We start from the raw sequence: 16,868 nt of genomic DNA, 5'->3' as shown, positions 1-16,868 counted from the left end.
ACCCCATAGGGGCAAAATTTGGACTAAAAGTCTTTGGAAAGGGGTTCGGGGGAGAACCTTTCTTCAGAAAGGTTTCCCCCGATATATGTCCCGTAATACTTCCGTATAGGTACAGCCCTTAGGCAGTCGTCTTTTCGGCGACATCGAAGCGGATATCGAAGTTATCGCCGAAAGACACGTCATAGACTATCACGCTTCCGTCGTCGCCTGTGAATGTCAGCTGAGCCGTCCCGCGCTTGTAGAACTCTGCCTGCCATCCCTGCGGAAGACCTTTTTCCTCGTAGTGCAGCCTGACCACATCCTCGTTTGAGGACACGGCGGTATAATTCACATTTGGGTCGAGCGCGCCGTCGGGGTCTCTCGGACATATATTCGTAACGGCGTGCGGCTGACCGTAAACGTCGGTGAAGAAGAATATACCGAGCAGGACCGCGTTGATGATACAACCCGCGGCTATGAGCTTCTTGTCCTCGAAGATTCCGAGCACAAGCACGAACATCACCGCCGCACAGAATAACACAGTCAGCAAGTGCCGCGGAGGCTGATACAGCATCCCGTGGAGGTAGCTCATACAAGTCAAAGCGAGCAGAGCCGTCATAGGCAGGAGTATTAGCAGGCTGTACCACTTTTTCTTAGTCACGAACCAGCCGAGGAAAGCGCCGGGAAAAGTGAGCAGAGTTTGCATGAACCACGGCGGGTAGTAGGTGAATATGTCCCAGTGCAGCCAGCAGAAGGGCACCTGTACGAGGTAGATGAGGGGCTGGCTGATGAGGAAGAATACGAAAGTTTTGCAGGCGGCTTCGAGGGGCTTCTTGCAGTTAGTAATAATGACGATTGCGAGGAATACCCACCATTCATAGGTCGCCCCGTTGTCGGTGAAGGAGGTATCCTCAAGGAAGGGGATACAGAGCAGAACGCCGGGGATCACGCCTGCCGCCACAGAGAGTATAAGCAGGCGTTTCCACGTCAGATCAATGCCGCCGAAGAGTTTTCTTATATATTTCATTTCTTTTGTCTGAACATTTTGTCTTTAGGCAATACCGTACAAAGCCTTCAGGCGGGCTTTGTGCGGTGTTGCCTTTAGTCGCCGTAGTAATGTTTCTTTAAAAGCGCCCTGTTTTCGGGGTTATCGCGGATATAGAGAGTAGTGGAGTTCGTGTAGTGGACAATAGCGATAGGCTTCTCGTTGATGATAATGGGGGTAGCGTTATTCAGGAGCATGAGGAGCGCATCGTCGACAACCATCTCCGACTCCATCGAGCCGTCGTAGTAGTAGCCGCTGTTAGAATTATCGGAGAAAGCGGAAGTGATCGCATCGAGCTCCGAATACTTCTCAAAGTCGTCGCCGCTGCCGTAGTAACCGCTGCCATAGTAGTATCTGCTGTAGCTGCTCTTGGAGTCTTTGCCGAAGAAGTCCTTGGGTCTGGAGTAGAACCGCGGCGAGTTGATTATCTCGATATCGCCGGTAGTCCGAACATCCTCACCGTTCGTGAAATAGCCGCCGCCCGAGATATCGCTGCTCTCTATCCTGTTGACGGACAGGTCGCGCTCAGCGAGGATACCGAGGGTATTCTCGAAGCTGTCGAGCACCCAGTAACGTCCGAACATACAGGAGACATTACCGTCTCTGAGCTGCTCGGGAGTCATATTCCTGATATCCTTCATATAGGCGTCGCGGAGCTTGGCGAGGCTTTCGTAGCCGAGAGAGACAGAGCCCTCCGACTGACCGAGCTTATTGCTTATCTCGAGTCTTCCGCCGACCTTGTCTTTTCTGACATCGGAGTAGCTGCTGTAGTACTTGCCGCTGCTCGAAACGTTTGCAGCGGTGACAGCGACCTCGTCGGCAGCCTTTTCGGCATACTCATCCGAGCAGAGCACAGTCTGCACCACATCAGAGAGCATAAAGCTCATAACGTTATATTCTCTCTTCACTGTCGAACCGTAGATAGTCTGATAGGTTATCTCGATATTCTGGTGGTCATAGCGGTCTTTATCTCTGTCTATCTGATCCATTTCGCTGTAGGAGTAGTCATCGAAGTGGAAGTGTCTGTTCACAACGTCCTTATTGAGCGCAGTCACAGCCTTGATGACGTCTCTGTCCCTGAACGAGACCTCGCTCACCTCATAGGGGAAGATAGAATTGTCGTTGACGTCAATGGAGACGCTCTCGACGCTGATAGCAGCGGGCACATGGCGGGGAGCGCCGAAACCGTCGGTCACCTTGCAGATACCGCACACGAGGAATACGCCGCAGACAACGGCAGCAAATCCGAGCGGAGCTGTCCAGAAGCGCTTGAAGCCTCTTCTTGCGATGACCTCCATGATGAACCAGCCTACGCCGCAGATGATTATGCCCGAAACAGCAGCGGAGATGATGTTTATGCCAGAAGCGATGAGGAGCGACATAATGCAGAATACGGACGCAGCGCCTATAGCATAGAAGAAAGCCTTGTAAACATAGGGCTTGGATACGCTCTCAGCCTTTCTCAGCTTGTAGAGCAGGAACGATGCCACAAGGTAAAGCGCTGTCATTACAACTGCCACTATCATCCAGCGGACGAGCATTGAATCGTAGTAGCTGCCTGTGTCTTCCATACTGCGCTCGACACCGTCAAAGAGGTACATGAAGAAGAACACCATAGCCCCGAACGGCGAAGTAGCGGTGAATACAGGGCTGTAGAATATGCTCTCGCCGACCATTCCGTAAGAGGACGTAGTCACTACAGCAAGCCACACACAGCAGATAGTGGCGGGGATAAGTGTATTCACAGCGATGATGCTGAAAATAGCTTCAAAGGTACTTCCGCAGAACACAAGCGAGAATACGGAGATCGTATAGAGCATGATCATACCTACAATGACCACCATTCCCGCCTTGAAGATGTAGGGCGCGACCTTCCAGAATTCGCCCATATCCACAAAAACGCTGCCTATGCCGAGGATGACCGAGCTGAGTATCACGGCAAAGAGAACGGGTATGAGGTAGATAGAGAGACCCGAGAGATAATCCGCGAAGAAGCGCTGGGTATTGCTCAGCGGGAGCGAGTAGTGCATATCCACGACGGATTTTCGGTACAGGTAGTTAAAGTGAAAAAGCGCGATAACGAATCCGAGGAGTATGCTTATTGCCACCGTACCTACAGAAATGCAGATGAAAGGTACCAGCAGCACATACAGGTCGACGTAGAGCTGTGTATCTTTTTCCTCAAGTTTATCGACGTATGCTGCAATTATCAGCAATACCGAGGCGATCGGAAGACCGAGCAGCTCGAGCAGCGAGTTGATGATAAAGACCTTTTTGTTTTCGAGCAGGTCGGTCAGAAAGCGCTTTCCGAAGAAGCTTTTAGTTGCCGCTGATGTCGTTGCTGTCATAACCGAGCACCTCCAGTTCATAAATAAATATCTCTTCAAGAGTAAGCGGTATCATCTCGAGAAGAAGCGGTTCCTTGGGAGCAAATGCGGCGCGGACGGTGTCCTCGTCTCCCTTGGCGATGATGTAGTAGATACTCTGGCTCCTCTCGAAGTGGAGTATCTCGAGCCCCGTAGAGGCGAAGTCCTCCTTGGAGTAGTCCGCAGCCGATCCGTCGGCATTCTTTGGGAATACCGCCTGTATCTTGTGGACCTCGCCCTTGAGGCTGTCTATCTCGCGCGAGAAGACTATTTTTCCGTTATGGAGGAGTGCGGCAGTATCGCAGACCTCGTTTATCTCCTTGAGATTATGCGATGAGATTATCGTTGTGAGCTGTCTGTCGAGCATCGCGTCCACGAGCATCTTCTTAACGATGATACGCATAGTCGGGTCGAGACCGTCAAACGCCTCATCGAGGAGCAGATAGTCGGTCCTGCACGCGAGCGCGATAATAACGATAGCCTGACGCTTCATGCCCTTCGAGAAGGTGTTTATCTTCTTGTTCAGCGGAAGGTTTATGCGCTTGCGGAGCGACTCAAACAGCTCCTCCGAGAAGTTGGGATAGTAAGTCTTGTAGTAATTTTTCAGTCCCTTCAGCGTAAAGCTGCCGAACTGAACGGTCTCGTCGTTGATGAAGAAGACCTTTTGTTTAGCGGCGATATTGTCGTATACGGGCTGTCCGTCGATGAGGACCTCGCCGCTCTCCTGCTTGTAAATGCCCGAGAGCAGGCGAAGTATCGTCGATTTTCCTGCACCGTTCGAGCCGAGAAGACCGAAAGCCGTACCTTTTTCTATTTTAAGGTCTACGCCGTTCAGAGCGGTATAGCTGTCGAACTTCTTGACGGTATTTTTTAGCTCGATCATAGCTGTTCTCCTTTCCCATGTTTAGTGTAGATATTGTCGAGATGTTCCGTGAGTACCTGCTTGTCTATCCCTCTGTCGGCACAGGCAAGCACCGCGCTGTCGAAGTCTGCGAGGACTGCGCCCTGAAATACGGCACTGTCGGGCTTTGCGATGAAACTGCCGCGGCCTGGCACCGAGTAGATTATGCCCGTCCTTTCGAGCTCCTGATAGGCTTTCGCAACGGTATTCGGGTTGACTCCCGCGTCCTTCGCGAACGCCCGCACGCTCGGAAGCTGGTCGTTTTCGGCGAGTCTGCCCTTTACGACCAGACCGATGATATTCTCGTATATCTGCTCGTAAATGGGAGTCCTGCTGGTAAGGTCGATAGAAAACATATACCTCCTCCTTTCTGTTGGGAGTGTACTATATCGGGTAGTACATATGTTACACCATTATGATATCACTTTTGCCCCCTTTTGTCAAGCCTTTTTTTGCAAAAAAAAAGAAAAAAACCCCGACGAGTGCCAAAGCGGCTTAGTTGCCGAAATACAGCCATGAAGCAGTCGTTGCAAAACAATTGTTCCACGTGGAACAATTGTTCTCAAAATAATTAATAGGTAAAGTGTTTTAATAATACGCACTCCCCTCTTTGCGCTTAACTTAACAAAAAAGCGGACTGCCGTGCCGTAAACCTGCGGGGCATTTTCGGTATCCTGCAAAACCGCCCGAAGGGACACCCTTCCCAATATTTTTTCGGAAACCTGTTGCACTTTCACGTTTCCGTTGTTTATATTAGTGAAGCAGTCTTGCAGGACTTCAAAGGAGGCTTCAATGAAAGACAAACATATAAAACGGTTTTCCGCTTCTCCGCACGGCGACAGCTATCGGCAGCTTTTCGCGCAGTATCACGCCTATGCGCTCGCGGTAGTGTACCGAACTCTCGGCGGGCGGGTAAGCTCCAAAGACGCCGAGGACTGCGTCGTGGACGTCTTCGCTGACGTGATAATGCACCTCGATACCCGCACTGCGGGCGATATGCAGGCGTATATCGGCGCTGCTGCCCGCAATAAGGCTCTTAACCTTAAACGGGCAAGAGCTGCTTCGGAGTTCTATACTGTCCCCGAGGAGGCGGCAGGCGATGTCCCCGACAGCTCGGTGAATGTGGAGAAAAGCGCGGAAAATTCCGAAATTCTGCGGCTTGCGCTCGTGAAGATAGACGAGCTCGGCGAGCCCGACTCGACCATTATTATCCAAAAATACTTCTTCGGAAGAAGCTCCGCCGAGATCGCGCGTATCGTCGGTCTTTCGGCTGCGGCGGTCAGAATGCGACTCAGCCGCTCGCTGAAACGGCTTCGCACTGAGCTCGAGGAGCTTGGCGTAACACTGTAAACAAACGCTCAAGGAGCGCGGTGAGCAGCCGCAAAACTGCACGCCCGCTCGGTGCTTTAAAGGAGGAAACTATGAACAAGATGACGAATCTGTCCGAGCTCTTTGCAGCTGCGGACGACGAAACACTGAAAAAGGTCGCTGATTCGCACCCTATGGTCAGCGACACGAAAAAAGAGGAGCTCTGTGCCCGAATCTCCGAGAGGATAAATGCAGGCGAGGAGCACGCCGACTTCGTATCGGGAGTTGAGGTGCGCCGCGGCAGAGGAACTTCCCGATTTGTCGGCTTTGCGGCGGCTCTCGCACTCGTGCTCGGAGGGCTCGGCGGAGGCGGTCTGCTGCTGAAAAACCGCATGGGAGCTGCTCCTGCGGCTGAGCTTGAGGACAGTGCCGAGGTCGAGACCGAAGCTGTCACCGATGCAGAGGAGCTGACAGAAGAGGAAGCCGCTGCTATCGCCGAGGAGCTTATCCTCCGGGAACAGGCACTGATGAATTTCCGCACGGGCGCCGATATGGAGGTCGACAGAACCTCGCCTGTCTATAAGAATGCGTGGTACGGAGACAAGGAGCACGGAAGAGAGGTAAAGGTCAAATACTACCGTGTGACCGACGAGAGATATCCCTCTTGGGCGGACGTTCAGGCTGAGATGAGGGCGGTATATACAGAGGACTACGCTAAACATATGCTCGAAAACTGCGTGGACGCCTCCAAGACTGATTTCTACACGCCGTTCTTCTCGGACGATACGGGCTGGTATGCAAGATATGACAAGGCTGACTGGAACAGCGGCTTGAAGGAGTGGGACGACGATATTACCGTCAGTATAACTCCCGACGGAAACATTGAGGCTGTCGCTTCACGATACGATGTTTCAACGGCTTTTGAAGGCGTTGATAAGCTTGGCTCGTGGGAGGAGCAGATGAACGCCGACCCCGCTGATTTCCCGCGCATTGTCGTGGATGAGCACAGCCATCGGACAGAGAAAATTTTCACTATCGTCAATACCGATGACGGCTGGCGTATAGACGATATCAAGCCTGTCTACACTGATGAGGAATACATCGCCGAGGCTCCTGCAAAAGCCGATTCCGAGGACTATGAGGCTGCCGCAAGAGAGCTCACTGACGAGTATTACAGGTTTATCGACAAGATGTGCGGTCAGGCGCTCGATATCGACCGCTCCGTTACCCTTGAAAAGGAGGAGGCTGACGAAGCGGGTATCCGCTATCACAACACCTACTGCCTCATCACGGACAATGAGTTCCCGAACGCAGAAGCCGCAAGAGAGCGCTGCTTCGAGATTTTCTCCGAGGACGGCAAAGCTGCGGCGGAGGCTCTCGTTATAACGCCCGACGAGGAATGGGATTACTACAGCGGCAGCACCTTCATTGATAAGGGGGACTGCTGGTATATCCTTGAACAGTTCTACGACAATTCGGGCGTTCATACGTGGTCCGACGACGATGAATTCACCGCGGAGCTCACCTCTGACGGCGATATCCACGTTGTGAGAAAGACCGAATATGTGTGCGCGAAAGCCCGTTATGAGGAGACGAGAGAGTTTACCCTCTGCATGACCGACGACGGCTGGCGTATCTCAAATCTGTATCCTGTTGAGCAAAAGATAGTTAATGAATAAATATGCAGGGGCGCAGTCCGAACACTGCGCCCTTTCGCATTTATAAAGGCGGTTATGAATTATTGCGCGTAACATTTTTTAATTTACAGGACGATATGTCAGTTAATCAGTACTATTTATCATTGAATCTTGTCAACTTTTGGTTTATAATGAAATCATGGGAAATTTGGGGAGCCAAAATGTGCATAGGGCACATCCTCCCCCCGCTATCATTAACGGCCGTTCGCGAAAAACGGTCACTTCTGGAGGGAATGATCATGAATAATTCATCTTTTGCAAAGAGAACCGCAGCTGCTGTTTTCTCCGCAGTTATGGCTGCTTCCGCAGCTACAGGAACATTTTCCGACTCGTTCATCACTAACCTCTCTGATACGGCTATGACAGCCGTCGCAGCTGAAAGCAGCGTCAAGGTGCTTTCAGCTGTGGGTTACGGCGAGGGTATGTATGCTACGTGGTCTTCTGTTTCGGGGGCTTCGGGCTACAACGTTTACGTTGACGGCGCGAAGATAGACTCTATGCTCATCAGACAGTACGCAGGCTACATGAGAGCTGACGCTGTGGGTCTGAAGGCAGGCAGTCATACTATGAAGATAGTCCCCGTGATAAACGGCAATGAGGACAACTCCAAGGCGGGACAGACCTCTGCCACAGCTACAGCTCACAAGCGCGAGGGTTTCGGCTTCAAGAACGGCTCCTCCTCGGGCGCTTACAACGACGACGGCACGCTCAAGAGCAATGCCACTGTCATATACGTTACTAATGCAAACAAGGACAGCGTTTCCGTTACGCTCCCCGACAAGAAGGGCGCAAACACCCAGCTCACGGGAGTTCAGAACATCATCACGGGTCTCAAGAGCAACACAAAAGTCGGACCTGTTTGCATCCGATTCATCGGCAACATCACCGACCCCGCCACGCTCAACAAGGGCGACCTCTACGTCGATACCGCTACCTGCGGTCTCACTATCGAGGGTATCGGCAGTGACGCGACCCTCAACGGATTCGGTCTCGTGCTCAAGAATACCTCCAACTGTGAGGTGCGCAACCTCGGCTTTATGAACTGCAACAGCTCCGAGGGAGATGACTGCGGTCTTCAGCAGGGCAATGACCACATCTGGGTGCATAACTGCGACTTCTTCTACGGCGATGCGGGCTCAGATGCCGACCAGGCAAAGGGCGACGGCGCTCTCGATACAAAGAAGTCGACCTATGTTACTCACTCCTTCAACCACTTCTGGGATAACGGAAAGTGCAATCTCCAGGGCATGAAGGACGAGACGACCTCAAACTACATCACCTACCACCACAACTGGTACGACCACTCCGATTCGCGCCACCCGCGTATCAGAACGTGCTCCGTTCACGTTTACAACAACTACTTCGACGGCAATGCCAAGTACGGCGTTGGTGTTACCTTGACTTCTTCCTGCTTCGTCGAGAACAACGCTTTCCGTAACTGCAAGTACCCCATGCTCAGCTCCATGCAGGGCTCGGATATTGTGACGGGCGGCACCTTCTCGGGCGAGAACGGCGGTATCATCAAGGCTTTCGGCAACGTTATGAGCGGTCAGAAGGCTTATGTCACATACGCGCAGAACAACTCCGATTTCGACGCGTATGAAGCTTCCTCACGCAATGAAAAAGTGCCCGCGAATGTCAAGACAAAGCAGGGCGGCACGGCTTACAACAACTTCGATACCGATTCGAGCATCATGTACAGCTATACTCCCGACAAGGCTGAGGACGTTCCCGCTATAGTTATGGCAGGAGCAGGACGCGTCGACGGCGGCGACTTCAAGTGGCAGTTCGACAACTCCGCCGACGACGAGAGCTATGCTGTAAATACCGCTCTCAAGAGCGCTCTTGTGAACTACAAGGACAAGATAACTTCTATCGGAAGCGGATTCAAGGAAGACAATACCCCCGCTCCCGTGTCAACTACGACTCAGTATCAGCCACCTGTCACCACCCAGACTGCGGCTGTTACCGATATACAGACCACCGCTGCGACAACTTCGTCGCAGGGGACGGTCACTCCTCCCGCAAGCAACGGCAGTTATCCGTTCTCGGGCGAAAAGGTCATCTACGCTTCCCCGAACGGAGGCGGCGACGGAAAGTCCTATAACTCGCCGACCGACGTGCTCACCGCGATAAAGAATGTGCAGGCAGGAGGTTTCATTTACCTCCTGGAAGGCACTTATAAGTATACCTCAACTATCCTCATCGAAGAAGCTAATGCGGGCGCTCAGGGTCAGTACAAGACCATTGCCGCTTACCCCAACGCTAAGGTAAAGTTCGACTTCACGGGTCAGGAAGTGAGCTCTTCTGCACGCGGATTCGTCCTCGACGGAAGCTACTGGCACTTCTACGGCTTCACTGTCGCCAATGCGGGCGATAACGGTATGCTCCTCTCGGGCGACAACAATATCATCGAAAATATGATCTTCGAGAACAACCAGGATACGGGCTTGCAGCTGTCACGACTCAACACCTCGTACAGCTCCGTCGCTCAGTGGCCGACCAATAACCTCGTCAAGAACTGCACCTCGCGCAACAACTGCGACACTGCTACCATGGAGAACGCTGACGGCTTTGCCGCTAAGCTCACCTGCGGAGAGGGCAACATCTTCGACGGCTGTATCGCTTACAATAACTCCGACGACGGCTGGGATCTCTACGCCAAGGAGGCTACAGGTCCTATCGGCGTGGTGACTATCAAGAACTCCATCGCCTTCCGCAACGGCTTCACCGAGGACGGCAAGGGCTACGGCGACTGCGACGGCAACGGCTTCAAGCTCGGCGGCGGCGCTGTAGGTACACGCCACGTTGTTGAGAACTGCCTCGCTTTCGAGAACCTCAACTGCGGCTTTACCGATAACAACAACCCGCTGTTCGGTGTTATGAAGAACTGCACTGCCTACAACAACGGCATCGGCGGCAAGGGCAAGGCTAATTACATGGTATACAGAAATGCAGCTGATGCTGATATACAGAATACCATCACTTACTACAATACAAGCAGGGTCTCGAAGACAAACGCTCCCGGGATCAAGCTCACAAATGACAAGTTCAAGGGCGTTGTCAAGAACGCGCTCTACTATAACTCCAAGTACTACTACAGCGCAGGTTCGTTCAATGCGGACGGCTCTCAGCCCAAGGTGGGCGATGTGGTGACTCCTGCCGATAGCGACTTCATCACGCTGAATGTTCCCGCTATGGGTACGGACTTCCATTCCGCATGGAGAAACGCGGACGGCTCTCCCAAGCCTGCGGGCTTCGCCGAGACAAACGGCACTTATAAGGCGCTCGGCTACCATATGGCTTCAGGCATATCACAGAGCTCTGCTCCCACGGTATACTCGGACAGCGCTCCCGCTGAGGGAACTACTGCCACTTCTGAGGCAACCACTACGGTCACTACTACGACAGTTACCGAGACAACTATGACTTCTGCCGAGACTACAACTACCGAATCCGAGACTGTTACTACAGCTGCGACCACGTCTACTGCGGCTCCTGCGGGCTCGCTCCTCGGTGATGTCAACCTCGACAAGAAGGTGTCTGTTGCGGACGCGGTCGCGATACTCCAGTTCATCGCAAACAGGGACAAGTACCCGCTGACTCCCGAGGCTGCCGACAATGCTGACGTTTACGCTCGCGGCGACGGTATAACCGCAAGAGATGCGCTCTCTATCCAGATGCTTGATGCGGGCATGATAACCGCTCTGCCCGAGAAGTGAGCTGAAACTGCCATCCACATTCCCCAAGGAATATAATGATATGGAAAAAGAGGATCTTTATGGATCCTCTTTTTTCTTGCTGTATTCTTCTGCTGCGGTTCAGTCTGCCTGTTCTTCGGGCGCAAGATATTCCTCAAGCGTTGGGATGTCACCTTCCGCTGTGGACGCAAGCGCGTAGTAGGACAGTATCGCCGAGGCGTCCTTTGCGTCTGTTTTGCTGTCACTGTTGACGTCGGCTGCCTTCTTACGGGCTTCGGTGAATGTGCTCGCTCCGCCTGTGGACATCTCCGAATACTCCACAAGTATCGCGGAGGCGTCCTTTGCATCTATTTTGCCGTCGTCGTTGACGTCGCCGAGCGTGAAGAGCGATATCCGCGGTCTTACCTCGATATCTACGGTATAGCTTGTTCCGTCTGCGGTGAGCGCTTCTATGACTGCTCTGCCTGCGGAAATGGCTGTGACTGTGCCGTTTTTGTCCACTGATGCTGTCTCGGGGGCGGACGTGCTGAACGTTACGCCCGCTGCTCCTGTCCTTATCCTGTGCGTGTCGCCGACAGCCATTGACACGAAGCTCGGACTGATGACAGCCTTGCCGTCAAGCGGACTGAAGCTGTACTCGTTCTCGTCTGCGTAGGTCTTGGCTGAGGACTCGTTATATCCGAAAATCGTGCCCGCATAGCCATCGGTCAGGGACTTGTCCGCTAACACGGTTTCTTTGCCGTATACAAACACATCTGCATTTGTTGCCGCAAATGCGTTCGGCTTTATCTCTGCCACGGTCTCGGGTATCTCCGCTGAGGTAAGTCCCACGCAGCCGCTGAACGCATACGGGTCTATGGTCCTGATATCGGCTCCGCTGAGCTCTACCTCGCGGAGCGTTCTCATATTCGAGAAGGCGTACTGCGGTATTCGCGCGCCGCCTGTAATGATTATCTTCGATATCCCGCAGTGTGAGGAGTCCATGCCGCTGTTTTCCCAGTTCCAGTGCTCGTTGTAGAACAGGTCGGCTACGGAGTTGTCGGGGTTGACGCTGCCGTCGGCTGCCGCAGCGTTTACGTTCGTTGCCGCATAGGGAAGCTGCAATGTTTCAAGAGCATAGCAGTCCTCAAGCATCATTCTGCCCATTGAGGTCACGCTGTCGGGGATAACAAGGGAGCTTATACCCGTACAGCCCTTGAAGGCGTACTCGCTGATAGTCTTCAGCTCCTGCGGGAGGGTGAACTCCTTCACTGCCGTGCAGTTTCTGAACGCGGCTGCACCTATGGTCACAAGGCTTGCGGGGAGCTTTATCTCCTCGAGGGAAGTGCAGTTATTGAAGGCGTACTGGTCTATGAAAGTTATATTGCTCTTGCTGAGGTCTACCTCGGTAAGGCTCGCAAAGTCCGAGAATGCGTACTGCGGTATCTTCTCTCCGCCCACTACCGTTATCTTCGTGAGCTTGTACGGCTTGGAGTCAAATCCCGTGTTCTCCCAGTTCCAGTGCTCGTCGTAGAAGAGGTCGGTGACAGAATTGTCGGGGGTGGAACTGCCGTTTTCCTCGGTGCATGACGAATCTGTGGCGGCATACGTGAGGGTGAGCTCCGTGAGCTCGGTACAGCCCGTGAATGACATTCTCCCAAGCGTTTTTACGTTCTCGGGGACGGTGAACGTCTTTATCCCCGTGCAGCCCGAGAAGGTGTGGGTGCCTATATTCTCATAGCTTGCGGGGAAAGTCGTGACCTCGAGGCTCTGACAGCCCGCAAATACGCCGTTGCCGAGAGAGATTATGTGTCCGTTGTCGGGGAGGGCGGTTATCGGGGTCTCCGAGAATGAGTAATCGCCGAGCGCTTTCAGCGTCTCGGGAAGCCTGACGTCAGTGAGCGACGAGCACTTATAGAAGGCATAGCTGTCGATGAGTACAGTCTTTGCCGCGCTGAGGTCGACCTCCTTCAGACATTTCATATTCGCAAAGGCGTACTGCGGTACCTTTTCTCCGCCTGTTACCGTTATCTTCGCGAGCTTGTACGCCGAGGAGTCGAAAGAGGCGTTCTCCCAGTTCCAGTGCTCGTCGTAGAAGAGGTCGGTAACTGAGTGGTCGGGATTCGTGTTGCCGTCCGCTAAAGCGCAGGCTGAATCCGTCGCTGCGAACGGGAGAGTGAGCTCAGTCAGCTCAGTACAGCCCGTGAGCATCGTCCTGCCCATTGAAGTCACAAAATCGGGGACTGTGAGCGTGCTGATTCCTGTACAGTTACCGAATGCCGACCAGCCGATGGTCTCCAGTCCAGCGGGGAGAGCAAACTCACTGACAGCAGTACAGCCGAGGAACGCGTTGTCACCGATATTCTTCAGCGATGCGGGAAGCTTTGCGTCAGCAAGAGATGTACACCCGCTGAATGCATTCTTGTCGATGCTCGTTATCTCAGTTCCGCTGAGGTCGACCTCCTTCAGCCCTTTCATATTCGCAAAGGCGTACTGCGGTACCTTTTCTCCGCCTGTTACCGTTATCTTCGTGAGCTTGTACGCTGAGGAGTCGAAAGAGGGGTTATCCCAGTTCCAGTGCTCGTCGTAGAAAAGGTCGGCTACGGAATTGTCGGGATTTACACCGCCGTCGGCTGCTGCGCATGAAGCGTCTGTCGCCGCATATGGGAGGGTAAGCTCCGTGAGCTCCGTACAGCCGCTGAATACGCACCTCTCCATTGTGGTCACGCTGGCGGGAACGGTCAGCGATGTCAAGCCAGTGCAGTTCGCAAAGGCGTAGCTTCCGAGTTTCTCCGCGCCGCTGCCGAGCCTTAGCTCCTTTATCGCCTTACAGCCCTCAAAGGCGCTGCTGCCGACTGTTTTTATGCTGTCGGGAAGCTCGGACACGCCATCGGGAACGTCGGCTGTTCCGAAGGCGGCAAGCTCGTCGCAGCCGCGGAATACCGCGCTGCCTATGCTCGTGATGCCGTCTCCGATGATGACACGCTTTATCTTCAGATTCTCAAACGGCGAGCTCTTGAAGCTGTTCATCTCTCCGCTTCCGCTGATGATGACCGTGCCGCCTTCACTGACTGACGCTGTTATGCTCTCACCGAGTTCTACGGTGAGCGTCGGCTCGGAAGCTGCGGCGGTCGTGGTCGCTGCCGATGTCGTAGTCACTGATGTCGTAGTCGCTGCTGTAGTCTCAGACGTTGTCACGGCGGCTGTGGATACGGGCTCATCGGCTGCCGCAGCGACTGAGGACGTCTGGAGAACGCCTGAGAGACCGTGGGCGGAGGCTCCGACAGAAGCCGCGGAAGTACACATCACTGCGCTGAGCGCACCTGCTATAACTCGTTTTATCATATTACCACTCCTTGCGTAAATTTATATACATTATATCATAGCACATTCCACGTTCATAGTCAATATAATTATCTAATTATAGCATTTTTTGCACAGTGCTCCTCGTTTTTGGGCAGGAATACAGCTCGGCAAAGCGTTTTCTGTCCCGCTCCGCTTGATATTATCCCGACTGTGTGCTATAATGAATGTGTCCTCAATAACCGCAGTCAGGCGGTTATTGTCCCTTGATCCGTTCGGGGAGCACTGATCCTTTGTTATTAATTCGGCAGTATTGTATCGGCAGATGCTTCGTCGGCTGCGCCGAGGCAAAATGTACGGGGCAGTCGGCAGGCTTTGCTCCGCTCGCCTGCCTGCTTATCAAGGGGGACGCTGTCCCCCCTCGGCGGAGGGAATTTCCGCTTCGCGGGTGGCGCTATTTTGGTATAGTATCGGTAGGTGCTTCGTCGGCTGCGCCGAGGCAAAATGTACGGGGCGGTCGGCAGGCTTTGCTCCGCTCGCCTGCCTGCTTCTCAGGGGGACGCTGTCCCCCTCGAATCACCCCCTGCCGGGGTGAGAACCTCACCCCGGACCCCCGCGAGTTCCGCTTCGCGGTTTTTATCTGTTCTTTTGGATCCTTAATTATATCTTGGAGGTGTGCTATGTTCCGTATTCTCGTTGTAGAGGACGACAAAGACCTGCGCGAGCTCTTCTGCCGTACCCTCGAAAAAAATGACTTCACCGCCCTGCCCGCCGAAAACGCCGACAAGGCTCTCGAGATCCTCGACTCTCAATACGTTGACCTGATGATCTCCGATGTGATGATGCCTGGAATGGACGGCTTTGAGCTCACAAGAGAACTGCGCGATGCCGACTTCGATATCCCCGTTCTCATCATCACCGCTAAAAGCGATATCTCCGACAAGCAGACAGGCTTCGGCTCGGGCGCCGATGACTATATGGTCAAGCCCGTCGACCTCAAGGAGATGATCATGCGCGTCACTGCTCTCCTGCGGAGGGCTCGCAGTGCAAGCGAGAAAAAACTCACCTTCGGCAGCTTTACTCTCGAATACGGCACTTGGACCGTCACGGGCGCTGAGGGCTCACTGGTGCTGCCGCAGAAGGAGTTCCTTATCCTCTACAAGCTCCTCTCCTACCCCTCGCAGATCTTCACGCGGCAACAGATACTCGACGATATCTGGGGCATCGAGGAGGACGTTGATCCGCATACCCTCGACGTTCATATCAGCAGGCTGCGCGAGAGGTTCAGGGACAATCCCGACTTTAAGATAGTGACTATCCGCGGTCTCGGTTACAGGGCGGTGAAAAATGATCCCAACTAAGAAAACTCCTGAACACAGGCACTATAAGCGCCTCGCAAGACGGCTCACTCTCGCTTTCTTCGCTACCATTTTCATTCTTCTTGCCATTTTCGTGCTCATTATGCTCCTGCTCGAAAAACTCGGCTTCAGCTTCCGCACAGGTACTTTCTCTGCCTTCGGCAGCCTGAGTGTCTACATCATCAGCGTTGTTCTCGCTTCCGCTATCTCTTACTTCGCCGTCTGGAACATCTTCCGCCCGCTCTCAGACCTCAGCAAGGGTACCAGAAAAATCGCTGAGGGAGACTACAGCGTGCAGCTCGAATACAAGGGCAGACTGCGCGAGCTCGCGGAGACCGTCGAGAACTTCAACTACATGGCGCGCGAGCTCGGCTCTATCGAAATGATACGCAATGATTTCATCGCCAATGTTTCTCATGAGTTCAAGACGCCGCTGTCCTCGCTGAACGGCTGCCTGACACTGCTGCAGGACGGCAACCTCCCCGCCGAGGAGCGCGCTGAGTACATCTCAAAGGCTTTTTTCAGTATTGAAAAGCTCAACGACCTCACAGACAATATCCTCCGCCTCTCTAAGCTCGAACATCAGGTCTCGCTCGACGAGCCGACAAACTATCGCCTCGATGAACAGCTACGTGAGGCGATAGTCCTCCTCGAGCCGAAATGGAGCCGAAAAGATATCAGCTTCGACCTCGATATGCCCGAGCTGACGGTGTGCAGTCAGCGCTCGCTGCTCTTTCAGGTCTGGACGAATCTGCTCAGCAACGCGATAAAGTTCTCCGAGGACGGCGCCTCTGTGACCGTGAAAATCGAGGAATCCGAACACCACTACAAGGTCTTCATCAGCGACTCGGGTATCGGTATGTCCGAGGAGCAGCAGCGCCATATCTTCGATAAATTCTATCAGGCGGACAGCTCGCGGCAGGCTCAGGGAAACGGGCTCGGGCTCGCGCTCTGCAAGGAGATCGTCTCTAAGTGCGGCGGCAAGATTTACGTCACGAGCAAGCTCGGCGAGGGCTCGGTTTTTCTCGTCAGCCTGAGAAAAACAAATGAGAATAAAGCGCCTAAGTCCGCAAAGTGAGCTGAGCTTCGCTTTGCGGACTTAGGCGGTTAGGTGCGGAAATGTAATATCGGTAGGTGTTTCATCGGGCTGCGCCGAGGCGAAGGTGTACGTGGCGGTCGGCAGGCTTTGCTTCGCTCGCCTGCCTGCTTCTCAGAGGGGGACGCTGTCCAC

10 protein-coding genes are annotated in these 16,868 nt (G+C 53.6%); 5 read left to right on the top strand and 5 right to left on the bottom strand.

Annotation, left to right across the window (positions count from 1 at the left end):
- Positions 1-118: 118 nt before the first annotated feature.
- The 4 genes from BMX22_RS08355 to BMX22_RS08340 all read right to left on the bottom strand — a co-directional run bounded on the left by BMX22_RS08355 (position 119) and on the right by BMX22_RS08340 (position 4,647).
- Positions 119-1,006, bottom strand: coding sequence for a hypothetical protein (locus BMX22_RS08355; RefSeq protein ID WP_074742020.1), 888 nt, complete (start codon positions 1,004-1,006; stop codon positions 119-121).
- Between the two features lie 74 nt (positions 1,007-1,080).
- Positions 1,081-3,372 (bottom strand): hypothetical protein, encoded by a 2,292-nt coding sequence (locus BMX22_RS08350; protein ID WP_074742019.1) that lies wholly within the window; start codon positions 3,370-3,372, stop codon positions 1,081-1,083.
- Positions 3,344-4,273 (bottom strand): ABC transporter ATP-binding protein, encoded by a 930-nt coding sequence (locus tag BMX22_RS08345; RefSeq protein ID WP_074742018.1) that lies wholly within the window; start codon positions 4,271-4,273, stop codon positions 3,344-3,346. Before BMX22_RS08345 ends, BMX22_RS08350 begins: the two co-directional genes overlap by 29 nt.
- On the bottom strand, positions 4,270-4,647 hold the full coding sequence (locus BMX22_RS08340; protein WP_074742017.1) for a GntR family transcriptional regulator: 378 nt from the start codon (positions 4,645-4,647) through the stop codon (positions 4,270-4,272). Before BMX22_RS08340 ends, BMX22_RS08345 begins: the two co-directional genes overlap by 4 nt.
- Positions 4,648-5,083: 436 nt before the next feature.
- Between BMX22_RS08340 and BMX22_RS08335 the strand changes: the two genes are divergently transcribed.
- From BMX22_RS08335 to BMX22_RS08325, 3 genes are all read left to right on the top strand, one after another.
- The gene (locus tag BMX22_RS08335; RefSeq protein ID WP_074742016.1) at positions 5,084-5,641 is read left to right on the top strand and encodes an RNA polymerase sigma factor; all 558 of its coding nucleotides are present in this window, start codon (positions 5,084-5,086) and stop codon (positions 5,639-5,641) included.
- Positions 5,642-5,712: 71 nt separating this feature from the next.
- Entirely contained in the window at positions 5,713-7,278 is a 1,566-nt protein-coding gene (locus BMX22_RS08330) for a hypothetical protein (RefSeq protein WP_074742015.1), read from the top strand.
- A gap of 257 nt (positions 7,279-7,535) precedes the next feature.
- Positions 7,536-11,018, top strand: a complete 3,483-nt coding sequence (locus BMX22_RS08325) for a right-handed parallel beta-helix repeat-containing protein (protein WP_074742014.1) — start codon at positions 7,536-7,538, stop codon at positions 11,016-11,018.
- Positions 11,019-11,117: 99 nt separating this feature from the next.
- On the opposite strand, the gene BMX22_RS08320 is transcribed toward BMX22_RS08325, so the two are convergent.
- Positions 11,118-14,321 carry a leucine-rich repeat protein gene (locus tag BMX22_RS08320; RefSeq protein ID WP_074742013.1) on the bottom strand — a complete coding sequence of 1,068 codons (3,204 nt, stop codon included), beginning with the start codon at positions 14,319-14,321 and terminating at the stop codon, positions 11,118-11,120.
- Between the two features lie 638 nt (positions 14,322-14,959).
- Here BMX22_RS08320 and BMX22_RS08315 point away from each other — a divergent pair.
- Both BMX22_RS08315 and BMX22_RS08310 read left to right on the top strand, forming a co-directional pair.
- Positions 14,960-15,640, top strand: a complete 681-nt coding sequence (locus BMX22_RS08315) for a response regulator transcription factor (RefSeq protein ID WP_074742012.1) — start codon at positions 14,960-14,962, stop codon at positions 15,638-15,640.
- Positions 15,627-16,715: a sensor histidine kinase gene (locus BMX22_RS08310; protein ID WP_074742011.1), complete on the top strand. Its 1,089-nt coding sequence runs from the start codon at positions 15,627-15,629 to the stop codon at positions 16,713-16,715. The genes BMX22_RS08315 and BMX22_RS08310 overlap by 14 nt, the downstream gene beginning before the upstream one ends.
- Positions 16,716-16,868 lie beyond the last annotated feature (153 nt).

This window comes from Ruminococcus sp. YRD2003 (genome assembly GCA_900109435.1).
Taxonomy (GTDB): Bacteria; Bacillota; Clostridia; order Oscillospirales; family Ruminococcaceae; genus Ruminococcus; species Ruminococcus flavefaciens_G.
Note: the sequence above shows the minus strand (reverse complement) of the source record. Positions and strands in the feature narration are given on the sequence as shown.